This window comes from Microcoleus sp. bin48.metabat.b7b8b9.023 (genome assembly GCF_013299185.1).
Classification (GTDB): domain Bacteria; phylum Cyanobacteriota; class Cyanobacteriia; order Cyanobacteriales; family Microcoleaceae; genus Microcoleus.
In genome coordinates this window covers 1-13,623 of the sequence record NZ_JAAFKG010000068.1, presented here as the reverse complement: position 1 = coordinate 13,623, position 13,623 = coordinate 1, and the positions used below count along the sequence as shown (strand labels likewise).

The following is a 13,623-nucleotide window of genomic DNA, read 5'->3' as shown; positions in this document are numbered from 1 at the left end:
TTTAGTCCTTCTTCATCAAAATCTCAGGACTAAAGTCCTCACTACGAACCTGGAGAATTCGTTTGTAGTGAGGAATTTAGTCCTTCTTCATCAAAATCTCAGGACTAAAGTCCTCACTACGAACCTGGAGAATTCGTTTGTAGTGAGGACTTTAGTCCTTCTTCATCAAAATCTCAGGACTAAAGTCCTCACTACGAACCTGGAGAATTCGTTTGTAGTGAGGACTTTAGTCCTTCTTCATCAAAATCTCAGGACTAAAGTCCTCACTACGAACCTGGAGAATTCGTTTGTAGTGAGGACTTTAGTCCTTCTTCATCAAAATCTCAGGACTAAAGTCCTCACTACGAACCTGGAGAATTCGTTTGTAGTGAGGACTTTAGTCCTTCTTCATCAAAATCTCAGGACTAAAGTCCTCACTACGAACCTGGAGAATTCGTTTGTAGTGAGGACTTTAGTCCTTCTTCATCAAAATCTCAGGACTAAAGTCCTCACTACGAACCTGGAGAATTCGTTTGTAGTGAGGACTTTAGTCCTTCTTCATCAAAATCTCAGGACTAAAGTCCTCACTACGAACCTGGAGAATTCGTTTGTAGTGAGGAATTTAGTCCTTCTTCATCAAAATCTCAGGACTAAAGTCCTCACTACGAACCTGGATAATGTTTACGTGAGATATCAAACAATTAAAAACCCGGCTTTTTACACAACCGGGTTGTTTAAAATCGATAATGAAGCGCGATTTGCTGTCTAAACTATTCGGAAAATAAAAGGGTAGCGGTAAGCTTCGTTAGGAGTTTGCAACACGTGGATAATAGCCATGATTGTCAGTCCCCAATGTAGGAGATAACCTAGCGGCACTAGGATGGGCCCGGCCAGCCCAAAAGTAACTACTGTTATGCCTACAATCACAACGCTGTACAGCCATACATTTAAGTGAAAATTGATGGCTTCCGTGGCGTTTTCTTTGACAACTGGGTCATCAGATACTAACAATACTGCGATCGGCGCTCCGATCGAGAACAGTAACGTACTGAAAAAAATTGCCCCGTGACACACCAGTGATAGCAGCTTCCGCTTGTCGGAGTCGTACATATGGCTTTTATTCCCTTGACCTTAGCAATAAGTTTACCTTTAATAGTCACTGTAGCACACGCTATAATGGCGATCGGGTTGAAAGCAGTAGCCGGAATATCTGGGTTTACCAAGGATGAGAAGAGCTAATTCTCTGCATTTCGCCTCTCGGGCGGTCGCTCTGACCAAATTAATGTACGATCGGATAACGCTTGATTAATGCGGGTTGTTCAGGCTTAGACGGGGTGAAAGCCGTAAAACACCTAACACAAATTAATCATCGCACTACAACTAAATAATTTACCCTCTCAAGGTCGCAAGCTTTAACTAAGGAATCGTGGCCATGCTTAACGTTGAGCAACCGCACAGCAATAAGCAAGCAGTAATGCACTACTTTTTACCTTGAGGAAGTTATACCGTGGACTTGAACTTCTATGACATCTTGTTCCTCAAGACAAGATTTACATAGGTTTTTAGAAGCGGTGATGATTCCCCTACCTAATTGTGATGACAACAGAACTCGAAACTGAACTGCTAACTGCTGTTGAGCGCCGGCGCAACTTTGCTATTATCTCGCACCCTGACGCGGGTAAAACTACTTTGACAGAAAAGCTGCTGCTTTACGGGGGTGCAATTCACGAAGCAGGTTCTGTGAAAGCGCGGCGAGCTCAACGACACGCTACCTCTGACTGGATGGCGATGGAACAGCAGCGGGGAATTTCGATTACTTCTACTGTTTTGCAGTTTGAGTATAAAAAATATCACATTAATCTGCTCGATACTCCCGGACACCAAGATTTTAGTGAAGATACTTATCGCACTCTGGCTGCTGCTGATAATGCTGTGATGCTTGAGGATGCTGCTAAGGGTTTGGAACCGCAAACTCGCAAGTTATTTGAAGTTTGTAAGTTGCGACGTTTGCCTATTTTTACTTTCTTTAATAAGCTCGATCGCCCTAGCAGAGATCCTTTGGATTTGTTGGACGAAATTGAGAAGGAATTGGGGTTGCAGACTTATCCGGTGAATTGGCCGATCGGTACGGGCGATCGCTTTAAAGGTGTTTTCGATCGCAGAGGGCGCAAAATTCACTTGTTCGAGCGGGCAAAACACGGTTCTCGGGCGGCGGTTGATACTGTAATTGAATTGGGCGATCCGCGCATTGAGGATTTGTTGGAACAAGACCTTTACTATCAGCTCAAAGAAGAGTTGGAACTGCTGGATGAGTTGGGAACTGAACTCGATTTAGATTTGGTTCGGGCTGGGAAAATGACTCCGGTTTTCTTTGGTAGCGCGATGAGCAATTTTGGGGTCGAGCTGTTTTTGGATGCGTTTTTAGATTACGCGATGAAGCCGATCGCCCGCAACAGCAGCGCCGGCGAACTGCCCCCAACTTATGAAGATTTTACCGGGTTTGTGTTTAAGTTGCAAGCCAATATGGATCCGAGACATCGCGATCGCGTGGCGTTTATTCGGGTTTGTACCGGCAAGTTTGAAAAGGACATGAACGTCACTCACGCTCGGACTGGTAAAACGGTGCGTTTGTCAAGACCTCAAAAGTTATTTGCTCAGGATCGGGAGTCGATCGAGGTTGCATATCCGGGCGATGTGATTGGTTTGAACAATCCGGGGGTTTTTGCGATCGGGGATACTATTTTCACCGGTCAAAAAGTCGAATATGAAGGGATTCCCTGTTTTTCGCCGGAACTTTTTGCGTTTTTAAGAAATCCGAATCCTTCTAAGTTTAAGCAGTTCCGCAAAGGCGTTTCGGAGTTGCAGGAAGAGGGCGCCGTGCAAATTATGTATTCGGTTGATGAGTCGAAACGCGAACCGATTTTGGCGGCTGTGGGACAGTTGCAATTTGAGGTGGTGCAGTTCCGAATGCAGTCGGAATATAATGTCGAAACTACGATCGATATGTTGCCTTACAGTGTAGCTCGCTGGGTAGATGGCGGTTGGGATGCGCTGGCAAAGGTGGGACGGCTGTTTAATACTGTGACGGTGAAGGATTGTTGGGGAAGGCCGGTTTTGTTATTTAGGAATGACTGGAATTGCCGTCAGGTGGAAGGCGAGCATCCTGTTTTGATGTTAAATGCGATCGCGCCTGTGGTTTCTGGTTTGGCCGTTACCGCAGAGTGAGATTACCACGATTACCTTGAATGGCGGCTAAATCATGATTTTTTGAAGTGCGATCGCCCGGAATCAACCCCAAGCAGCGCAAAGTGCAAGCAGATTTCGACATTCCGGGCGATCGAATTCGATCGATCTCCCCCGACTGTCGCAAATCGATCGGTTTGTACGAATCCCGCAAACCAGTTACAAATTATTCCTTCAACTACCGCCGCTTGTTTGAATTAGAAGTCTGTCTGCTGGAAAAAGAATGATCGAAAGCGGTTTATTCGGTCAATTAATTGTGCGCTGAGGTGATACAATGGCATAAGGAAACAACTGGTATCTAGTTTCCATCGCATTATGGTTGCTTTACCCGATCGCCTATCGATGAGCGCATCAGAATACCTGACTTGGGAACCCACCCAAGAAGAACGCTACGAGTATTGGGATGGCGAAGTCGTCGCCATGAGTGGCGGCACCCGCAATCACAATCGGATTACCTTCAACTTCTCGAAACTCCTGGATGATGCCCTTGTCGATCGCCCTTGGGAGATTTACATGGCGGACGTAAAAGTCCAAGTCGAACCAGGGCGAAAGTATTTTTATCCTGATGTTGTAGTAACTTGTGACGATCGCGATAACGATCCGCAATTGGTGCAATTTCCTTCCTTGATTGTCGAAGTTTTATCACCTTCCACAGAAGCAGTCGATCGCGGCACAAAATTTGCTAAATATCGCCAATTCTCAACGCTGCAAGAGTATGTCTTGGTGCAAGTAGAACAGCCGGGACTAGAAATGTTTCGGCGCAATCAACAGGGACAATGGGTGCTCTCAGAATATAATTTGGGCGATTCTTTGACACTTGAATCGGTTGGTGTGAAAATTGCGATCGGCGATTTATACCGCCAAATACAATTTTCTTAGTCCGCGAAGGCGGACATTGTTTGTGTAGCCACGAATGACCTTCGCCCTTTCTTTCTTTCTTTCTTTCTTAGTCCGCGGAGGCGGACATTGCTTGTGTAGCCGCGAATGACCTTCGCCCGGTATCCAACGGAAATTCACCCAATATTCACCCAATATTCACCCAATATTCACCCAATATTCACCCAATATCCGACGTAAATTCACCCAATATTCACCCAATATCCGACGTAAATTCACCCAATATTCACCCAATATCCAACGGAAATTCACCCAATATTCACCTAATATTCCCCCTTTCTTCCTTACACAACTTGCCGTGGGGCGATCGGAATTTCAATAACAAACTCAGTCCCCTCTCCAGGTGCAGAAACACAACTCAACTTTCCGCCATGAGAACTCACAACAATCGAGTGCGAAATCGATAATCCCAAACCAGTTCCCGAACCCACCGGCTTAGTTGTAAAAAACGGATCGAATATCTTGTGCAGTACCTCAGCGCTCATCCCAGGCCCACTATCAGCAATTCTAATAATAGCAGAATTGCGATCGGTCACCTCCGTAGAAATTGTAATTGTAGGAGTATTTTGAGATTTGTTCGGGCAATCTCTTGCCAACAGCAGCGCATCGATCGCATTTGTCAAAATATTCATAAATACCTGATTCAACTGCGACGCATAACAAGTAATTAACGGTAGCTTGCTGTAATTTTTAATCACCTCAATTCCCAAACGGCCACCTTCTTTTCTCAGGCGGGGTTGCAGCAACATCACTGTACTGTCTAGGCCTTCATCGATATTAACCGACTTCATTTGCGCTTCATCCAGGCGCGAGAAATTCCGCAAACTCAACACAATATCCCGGATTCTTTCCGCTCCGACTTTCATAGAATCCAGCAGCTTTTGCAAATCTTCGCTCAAAAATTCCAGTTCAATTGTTTCTATTTCCTCGATGATTTCATCAGCAGGTTCGGGATAGTGCTGCTGGTAAAGCTCAATCAACTTCAGCAAGTCTTTCACGTAGTCGCTAGCTGGATTTAGATTGCCGTAGATAAAACTTACAGGGTTATTAATTTCGTGAGCAACACCAGCCACCATTTGCCCCAAACTCGACATTTTTTCAGTTTGAATTAATTGAGCTTGAGTTAGTTTCAGCTCCAGCAAAGTTTTTTCTAAACGCTCATTCTTGTCATTTAACTCATACGTCCGCTCTTGCACTTTCTGCTCCACCGAATTGTAAAGCAGAGCATTTTCCAAAGAAATAGCAACTTGCGAAGAAAGCAGCCTTAAAACTTCCAATCTATGCGCTGTAAAAGCCCCCAGTGTTAAATTGTTTTCTAAATAAAGAATCCCAATTAGTTTGCCTTGATTGACAATCGGCGTACACAAAAGAGATTTGAGTTGGTGTTTGGCAATGTAAGGATCGGCAGTAAATCGCCCCTCAGCCACAGCATTGCTCAACACCAAGTCCGATCGAGTCCTTTCCACATAATTAATCACCGTAACAGGCAAATCCTGACATTCTTCAACAGGCGTAAATTGCATCACTGCTACATCTTCAGCAATTACTGACGCTTTGGCAGAAATTAACAGTTTTTCATTTCTCACCAAGATTAAAAACCCGGATTGTGCGCCTGCATTTTCGAGCGAGATCCTCATCAAAGAAGCCAGCAACTTGTCTAGGACAATTTCGCTGGAAATTGCCAGAGATGCTTTCATTACAGTTGCTAAATCCAGCACTCTCGCATCGCTTCCAGTAGAAGTATGAATAGTTGTGGTAGTTTGATTGTTGTGAAAACTGCCGTTGAGCGGCGTCATTTCCCGCAACTGGGGATACTTCTGTTCTAAATCTTCAACTTTGCGGACTGCACCCCAGCGCAAGTAGCACGAGTGAGCTTCGCGCAAGTGGATTTTGGCATATTGATATTTGCCTTTACTCAACCAAAACTTGGCGGCTAGTTCGTTAGCGAGGGCTTCATTTTGGACAAACTCATTGTCTTGAGCTAAATTGATCGAGAAATCGTAAAGCTCTACAGCTTCTGAATCTTTCTTGGTAATTCTCGCTATTTCTGCTTGTACTAAAAGATACTTGTGCAGAAAGTTTTCACGACAGTTATCAGCCCAGATTTTCATCTGTTTTTGATTGGCTTCTAACTTTTCCAGATATTGTTTTTGCTTGCTTTTTGAAACATTGGGAAAAACGGCAGCTAAAACTAGAGAAAAGAAAAAATTCCACTCGGTAGCGGGTATCGCTCCGGTAATAAAAGATAGTTGCTTTTCTACTTCCAATGCTAGTTGTAGTGCTTCATTGAAGTTGCCATACCAGTACATTACCTGGCATTTGCGAATCTGGTAAAGGCAAAGCGAGTACAAATTTTGATGAGCTTGACAGTTTTGTACGTATTCAGCTTCGCTCATATCGTCGCTTTCAAAGACAAACTTGTCAACAGTGAGTTGGCTCAAGTTACGCAGTATCAGATCCACTCCTAATAATGTATCGGTAACAAGCTGATTTTTGGTTTTTTGGCTGAACTGCAAATACCTGCTCGTGTCTGCCAGAATTTGCGATATTTCTTTGCCTTGAAAAAAGTAATTGGCTATGCGGTTGGATAGGATATAACCGGCATATTCTAAATCTCCTGATTCTAAAGCTGCTTGATATCCTTCATTACTGATTGCGTGTGCCTCTTTAATATGGTTGAACCAGTAATGAAAAATACTAACCAGCGAAGAACAAGCTCTGCACTTCAAGCCGATATTGCCAGATTTTTCGCTCAAATTTAGCGATAGCATGGCAAATTGATACGCGGCTTTGTAATCTCCCGAAACAGCGTTTAAGAACATACCGTAGCCTGCGTAGCAGAGAGATGCTTCGGGTACTAAACCGTAGGTGAGAGAAAGATTGACTCCTTTTAAAACGCTGACTTTCCATAAGTCGGGATTGCTGAGGTAAGCTGATGTTAAGAAGTTGGTGATTAATTTGACTGCGACTTTTTTGTCGGGTACTGTCATTTCGGGAGCGTCAATCAGGGAAGCTATTTCTCTACCTGCTAAAAAGTTTGTGGCTGCTGCAAATTCTTCGGCTATGACTTTTTGCAGCCCGTCTAGTGGCAAGTCAATGCCCAGCAAGTTCAAGGCTTTGATTCCAGCTTTAACTGCTTCCTCGTATTTGGCTCGCAGGGTGTACTGCACGATCAGGAGGTTGTAAATTTCTACTTTTTCTAAAGGCGATCGCGCTTTTTGCAAAGTTATGTTGATAAATTCTTCTGAATGCTCGAAATAGCCGTTCAGATACTCAACATTTGCCCGCTCCATGTGCAGAGCAAAGGCTAAATCGTAGTGGGAATCCCAGATATCGGCGGTTAAACCGTCCATACCTGCGGTTAAATACTGCAACGCAGCAACGTAAGCTGTGGCATCTTTGGCTCTGCGGGCGGCGTCTAAATTCAGGGTTGCCAGTTCAATTAGTTCTCGCTCGTCTCGAATTAGCGATCGCGCTACATTCAAGTGATCGACTAACTCAAAGATTCTGTCAGCGCGATATTCAGCAGGAGTATTTTCGAGGATCTGCCTGCCGATTTTCAGGTGAACGTCTTTTTTTTGCGAATCGTCAATTAAAGCGTAAGCTGCTTGTTGGACGCGATCGTGCAAAAATTTATAATTGAGAATTAACAGCGGAAACAGCACGTAATCTAATGACTTGCTTTCCAATTCCGAAGTCGGCAGAATCAGCCCCGACTTAATCGCCGGCAACAGGTGAGAAAAAGTTTCCGACGCTTCTTTCTCATTGATTAAAGAAAGAGTATTCAAGTCAAATTCGTTGCCCAAACAAGCCACTAAACGCAAAACCTGCTGCGTTGAACTTGGCAGTTTTCTCAACTTCTGCACCATCAAATCTACTACATTGTCAGTGATAGCGCACTGCTCAATTTGAGTCATATCCCAATGCCAGCCGCCCTTGCTCCCCAACTGTGGCGGATGAAAAACTAGCAGATTTTCTTGATACAATGTTTGTAGGAATTGATTAACAAAAAAAGGATTGCCGTCTGTTTTACTGACAACCAATTCAGCTAAGGGTTTGACAGATTCGCGATCGCTGTGCAAAGTCTCGGCAATCAAATGAGTGATGTTGTCCACCCCCAGCGGCGACAGAGCAATTTCATTAATGATGGCTTCCTGATTTCGCAGCGTCTCGACAGTCATCATTAAAGGATGAGTGGGACTGACTTCATTATCCCGATAAGCGCCAATTAAAAACAGATATTGAGTAGCTTCATCTGTCATCATCAATTCGATCAATTTGAGTGTGGCAGAATCTGCCCACTGCAAATCGTCGAGAAAAATCACCAGCGGATGTTCGGGCTGGCAAAATACGCGAATGAAATTTTGAAATAGTAAATTAAAGCGGTTGAGAGATTCCGTCGGCCCCAATTCAGCTACAGGAGACTGAGCTCCGACAATGAGTTCAACTTCGGGAATTACATCAATAATAATTTGCCCGTTTTGCCCGAAAGCAGTACGGAGTTTTTCGCGCCAAACTGCCAATTGAGCTTCGCTTTCAGTTAACAGTTGCCGCACCAATTCCGAAAAGGCGCTAACAACTGCTGAGTAAGGAATAGTCCGCTTGTACTGGTCAAATTTTCCCCAAATAAAATAGCCGCGCCTGCGGGTAATAGGTTTGTCTAAAATCTTCACCATTGCAGATTTGCCAATGCCAGAATAACCAGCAATCAGCATCATCTCGCTGCGGGATTTATGCTGTCCTCTCGCGAGCACTGACAGGGAACTTTCTTTGCGCGATTTGCTCTCTTTCTTGATGACAGAAATTTGGGACTGTTCGATGCGGTAGGCTCGATTATTTGTTGCTGCTACCCGTTCAAATGCCGCTAAAAGAGTTTCAACTTCTCGCTGTCTGCCGTAAAGTTTTTGAGGAATTTGAAATTTGTCCGAAATATCTTGGCTGCCGAGAGCAAACTCGGAAATAACCCCAGATGTTTGCAACTGAAACAGACAGGATTCCAAATCCGCTTTCAGTCCCCAAGCACTTTGATAGCGATCCTCAGCCGCTTTTGCTAGCAATTTCATCACAATGTCTGAAATAGCTTGAGGAATTTCTGGTGAAAGTTCAGCGAGAGGTACTGGCTGTTTGGCGATGTGACAGTGAACTAACTCCATGGGATCGGTAGTGGTAAAAGGGAGCTGTCCTGCCAGGACTTCATAGAAGGTGACGCCAAGAGAATAAAAGTCCGTGCGGTAATCGATTACCCGGTTCATTCTGCCAGTTTGTTCCGGCGACATATAGGCTAAAGTCCCTTCTAAAAAGTTGGGATTTTTATTGGCAACGTTTTCCTGATTTGAGTCACTTGAGATGCTAAAATCTATGATTTTAACTTGTCCAGTTGCGGGATTAAAAACTATATTAGAGGGGTTTATATCTTTATGAATTACATTTTTTGCGTGAATCTCTCCCAAAGTTTCAGCAACTTTGATGGCTGTGGTCAAAAATCCCAAAGATGTAAATTTTTGGGTAGCCATAAATATTTTTAAAGATTCGCCACCAAAATCTTCTAAAATCATTGCCAGACTATTTCTAACCTGCTGCAACCTGTGCATTTTAACAACTCCGTCGAGCTGGTTTAAGTTGGCAGTGATGTCATATTCCCGTTTGTATCTATTCAGTTCTTCGGGAGTCGGATAGTCTTCTTTGAGAATTTTGATAATAACAGGTTGGTTGTCTTGCTCGTTGCGGCCGCGGTAAACCAGGGAAGTGCTGCTTTCATAAATGAGAGCGAGAACTGCAACGCCGGGAATTGCCATCATAGTTGGTTCTCTCAAATTAGGTGTTCTTGTTGGTCAATATTACAGGACTTACGCGCGGCGGGCTAGAAACCCGGTTTCTTTGTTGGTAGTTGCTGACAAACTCAAGATTTTTTCCTATGAACCGGGGTTTTTCCGTAAATCCTATGTTATTCTTCATTATCACTCAAGAGCTATGTTTTGGGATGTGTGGGAAGACACGCCGTATCCAGCAAAGAGCTGCTGCTGACTTGCAGGGGCTTGGGGCTTTGTCACCTCAGCAGTTAGGTAAACAAAAGCACAAATACAGGATTTGTGCAATGATTTGGTGTGGCGATCGATCGCACGGCTGACAAAAAAACAATCTCAGCTTTTAGGAGCAAGACTTAAGTGGCAAATAGTTTGCTAAACTTATCTACAGTTGATTGCTGAGAGTCAGATTGCTTGAATTTAGCCTCACATCTATGTTTTCGGTCAAATTACGGAAGTATTCACACTTCAATCAAACCACTTCACTGTGCGACGCGACTGCTAACTACAGGCCCGTAAGTCGATTTTCCCTTTTTCAATTTGAGATTTACTTGCAGCGCTGTGAATCACCGATCGCGAACTTAAGTGTAAAATGTTAATCTCTCCAGGATAGGAGTCGAGGGCTTGTATCCGTTTTAGAGCGAGTCATCTACGCGCCGGCTGGAATAATAACCTTTAATCTCGGAGTTAAAAAATCGGCCTGTAGAATCAGCTTCTTGCAGAGATTCCCAAATTTCTGGTTCTACGTCGCTGTATTGATAGACTGACCCGCTGCTAAATTCTATTTGCAAAACTTGAGCCTCTTCATTGTATCCGATCGCGCTAGCCATTGCCGAATCAACCGGCATCATAGCAATGGGTTCGCCGCCAGGAGCGATTTCTGTTGATTCAATACTGCCACTGAGTTCGGTAGAATCTGTATTGGCGATGAAATCAACCATTTGCAGGCCGTGCATTGCAGCTTCGGGTGCGGCAATTTCGATAAATTCGAGGCATTCCCCGCGATCGATCAACAGTCCTAGCTGGCGGTTAGAGTGACCGACTGCTAAGACATTGCTCAAGTCTATTTTGGATAGTTTCATGGGTTTTGTCAACAAGGATTTGTTTTACGTCAATATTTCCCGATCTTTGCAAGTTTCGGTGCCGGGGAAATAGTGGATTAATTAATAGTGTATTCTCTATTGGCTAAAAAGTCAACTAACGTATATTTTATGTGTAAAGTGCGGATTTAGCACCCTACTTTGATATGATTTGTCGGTTGCTTAAGGAAATTAGACCTCTTCCACTCCTAAGCTTTCCTACCCTAAAAATATCTGCGTTTATCTGTATTTATCTGCCTGAAATCTGCGGTTTGTGTGTCGATCGCAGACTTATGCAAGAGCTGTATTGAGCAAGGTTCGCCATAAGCACCCTACTTTGATAAGATGTGTCAGCTTCTTAACGAAACTTGACAATAAATTAAGAATTATTGCCATAAAACAAAGGTAAAGTTGTGGCAATGGCGAGTCAAAGCCCAACCAGCAAAAGTGTTTGAGGATTTTTTCCATCTGTAAATCTTCAGAAAGTTACTATTTCTAAAGGATTCATCCGGTGAGAAAATCTCAAACAACCTTAAAATTTAGCAGTAATCGCCCGATCGCACAATTCTCAACCAGCACAAGGAAAAATACCTATGAAATTGGCTTATTGGATGTACGCAGGCCCAGCCCACATCGGCACTCTGCGCGTTGCGACTTCCTTCAAAAACGTCCACGCGATCATGCACGCACCGATTGGAGACGACTATTTTAACGTCATGCGATCGATGCTGGAGAGGGAACGGGACTTCACTCCGGTAACTACCAGCGTGGTTGACAGACACGTACTGGCACGGGGCTCGCAGGAACGGGTGGTGGACAATATCACCCGCAAAGACAGAGAAGAGCACCCCGATTTAATTGTACTTACCCCGACTTGCACCTCTAGCATTCTGCAAGAAGACTTGGAAAACTTTGTCAACCGAGCTCAATTGGATGCCAAAGGCGATGTGATGCTGGCGGATGTTAATCATTATCGGTTTAACGAACTCCAAGCTGCCGATCGCACTTTGGATCAAATCGTCCAACTTTACATTAACAAAGCTCGCAAAAAAGGCGATTTGGAAGGTAAAAGCGAAAAACCATCGGTGAATATTATCGGTATGTCAACGCTGGGTTTCCACAACCAGCACGACTGCACTGAGTTGAAGCGTTTGATGGCAGATTTGGGAATTGAAGTCAACGAAGTTATTCCCGAAGGTGCTTCGGTTCACAACTTAAAAAGACTGCCGCGCGCTTGGTTTAACCTGGTTCCTTATCGGGAATTGGGGATGGCAGCCGGGGAGTATTTGCAAAAAGAATTCGGCACGCCGATGGTGGATATTACGCCGATGGGTGTGGTGGAAACGGCGCGCTGTATCCGCAAGATTCAAGAAGTTCTGAATGCTCAAGGTGCGGATGTTAATTATGAAGAGTTTATTGACCAACAAACGCGGTTTGTGTCTCAGGCTGCTTGGTTCTCAAGGTCGATCGACTGCCAAAACTTAACGGGTAAAAAAGCCGTCGTATTTGGGGATAATACGCACGCTGCGGCGATGACGAAGATTTTGGCTCGCGAGATGGGAATCCACGTTGTGTGGGCTGGTACGTACTGCAAACACGATGCTGATTGGTTCCGGGAAGAGGTAAAAGGGTATTGTGATGAAGTGCTGGTGACAGAGGATCATGGGGCGATCGGAGATGCGATCGCCAAAGCAGAACCTTCGGCAATTTTCGGCACGCAGATGGAACGCCACGTGGGTAAAAGGCTTGATATTCCGTGCGGTGTGATTGCTGCGCCGATTCACGTGCAAAATTTCCCGATCGGCTACAAGCCATTTTTGGGTTATGAAGGCACGAATCAGTGTGTAGATTTGGTCTACAATTCCTTTACTTTGGGCATGGAAGACCACTTGCTGGAAATCTTCGGCGGCCACGATACTAAGGAAGTGATTACCAAGGGAATTTCGGCTGATTCTGATATGAATTGGACGAAGGACGGACAAGCTGAGTTGAATAAAATTCCTGGTTTTGTGCGCGGGAAAGTCAAGCGGAATACTGAGAAGTTCGCGCGGGAACGAGGGATTGCTCTCATCAATGCTGAGGTGTTGTACGCGGCCAAGGAAGCTGTCGGGGCTTAATTAATTGTAGGGTGGGCTTTTTGCCCACCTTACTCAAAATGCAAAACTGCTTTAAGCAGGAATGACCTTTTCTATACGAGATAGTAGATTAAGGGCCAAGTCATCTTCTTCTATCACATCTCGGTTTAATCTTTCTTGAAGTAGCCAAATAAGATGATTTGCCGAAACTTCTTTAACTTTGATATTACCGTAATCACTGATTTCTCGCGTTTGACCTAGAGTAATAATCCAAACTTGTTTACTTTTGCCATCAATTCTCAGAGTTTTTTTCTTTTGTACACCGTCTGAAGATCTAAGGTTAAATGTCAATGGGAGCATCTCAGTTATGCAATGAGTATTTCTACTCATACAGAAACTATGAGATAATAGGACAAAATATAAGTAGTTAAGCAAAATTAATTACATAATTATCTCCAAACTCTTTAAGAATTTTTTCTACAGATGAAACAAGAGATTGCCAGCTAGAGTAAGCATCTATTTCGAGCCATGTATATTTGATAAACC

The 13,623-nt window shown here is 44.1% G+C and carries 10 protein-coding genes; 6 read left to right on the top strand and 4 right to left on the bottom strand.

Going from position 1 to position 13,623, the window contains the following annotated elements:
- Window positions 1-744 precede the first annotated feature (744 nt).
- Window positions 745-1,089 carry a DUF4870 domain-containing protein gene (locus tag QZW82_RS27840; protein ID WP_293156109.1) on the bottom strand — a complete coding sequence of 115 codons (345 nt, stop codon included), beginning with the start codon at window positions 1,087-1,089 and terminating at the stop codon, window positions 745-747.
- Here QZW82_RS27840 and QZW82_RS27835 point away from each other — a divergent pair, their 5' ends adjacent.
- The 4 genes from QZW82_RS27835 to QZW82_RS27820 all read left to right on the top strand — a co-directional run bounded on the left by QZW82_RS27835 (window position 1,090) and on the right by QZW82_RS27820 (window position 4,101).
- Window positions 1,090-1,218, top strand: a complete 129-nt coding sequence (locus QZW82_RS27835) for a hypothetical protein (protein WP_293156106.1) — start codon at window positions 1,090-1,092, stop codon at window positions 1,216-1,218. It begins immediately after the preceding gene.
- Window positions 1,219-1,575: 357 nt separating this feature from the next.
- Window positions 1,576-3,204 carry a peptide chain release factor 3 gene (gene prfC, locus QZW82_RS27830; RefSeq protein ID WP_293156103.1) on the top strand — a complete coding sequence of 543 codons (1,629 nt, stop codon included), beginning with the start codon at window positions 1,576-1,578 and terminating at the stop codon, window positions 3,202-3,204.
- Window positions 3,205-3,251: 47 nt separating this feature from the next.
- Window positions 3,252-3,449, top strand: coding sequence for a hypothetical protein (locus QZW82_RS27825; RefSeq protein WP_293156100.1), 198 nt, complete (start codon window positions 3,252-3,254; stop codon window positions 3,447-3,449).
- Window positions 3,450-3,537: 88 nt separating this feature from the next.
- Window positions 3,538-4,101: a Uma2 family endonuclease gene (locus QZW82_RS27820; RefSeq protein WP_293156097.1), complete on the top strand. Its 564-nt coding sequence runs from the start codon at window positions 3,538-3,540 to the stop codon at window positions 4,099-4,101.
- A gap of 302 nt (window positions 4,102-4,403) precedes the next feature.
- On the opposite strand, the gene QZW82_RS27815 is transcribed toward QZW82_RS27820, so the two are convergent.
- On the bottom strand, window positions 4,404-9,917 hold the full coding sequence (locus tag QZW82_RS27815; protein WP_293156094.1) for an ATP-binding sensor histidine kinase: 5,514 nt from the start codon (window positions 9,915-9,917) through the stop codon (window positions 4,404-4,406).
- Between the two features lie 143 nt (window positions 9,918-10,060).
- Here QZW82_RS27815 and QZW82_RS27810 point away from each other — a divergent pair, with 143 nt between their 5' ends.
- Window positions 10,061-10,246, top strand: coding sequence for a hypothetical protein (locus QZW82_RS27810; protein WP_293156091.1), 186 nt, complete (start codon window positions 10,061-10,063; stop codon window positions 10,244-10,246).
- A 312-nt stretch (window positions 10,247-10,558) separates the two neighbouring features.
- Here the strand turns inward: QZW82_RS27810 and QZW82_RS27805 are convergent, their stop codons facing one another.
- A complete protein-coding gene (locus QZW82_RS27805) occupies window positions 10,559-11,005 on the bottom strand; it encodes a KTSC domain-containing protein (RefSeq protein WP_293156088.1) in 447 nt (148 codons plus the stop codon).
- A 590-nt stretch (window positions 11,006-11,595) separates the two neighbouring features.
- Between QZW82_RS27805 and bchB the strand changes: the two genes are divergently transcribed.
- Window positions 11,596-13,119, top strand: coding sequence for a ferredoxin:protochlorophyllide reductase (ATP-dependent) subunit B (bchB, locus tag QZW82_RS27800; RefSeq protein WP_293156085.1), 1,524 nt, complete (start codon window positions 11,596-11,598; stop codon window positions 13,117-13,119).
- Window positions 13,120-13,170: 51 nt separating this feature from the next.
- Here the strand turns inward: bchB and QZW82_RS27795 are convergent, their stop codons facing one another.
- A complete protein-coding gene (locus QZW82_RS27795; RefSeq protein ID WP_293156081.1) occupies window positions 13,171-13,428 on the bottom strand; it encodes a hypothetical protein in 258 nt (85 codons plus the stop codon).
- Window positions 13,429-13,623 lie beyond the last annotated feature (195 nt).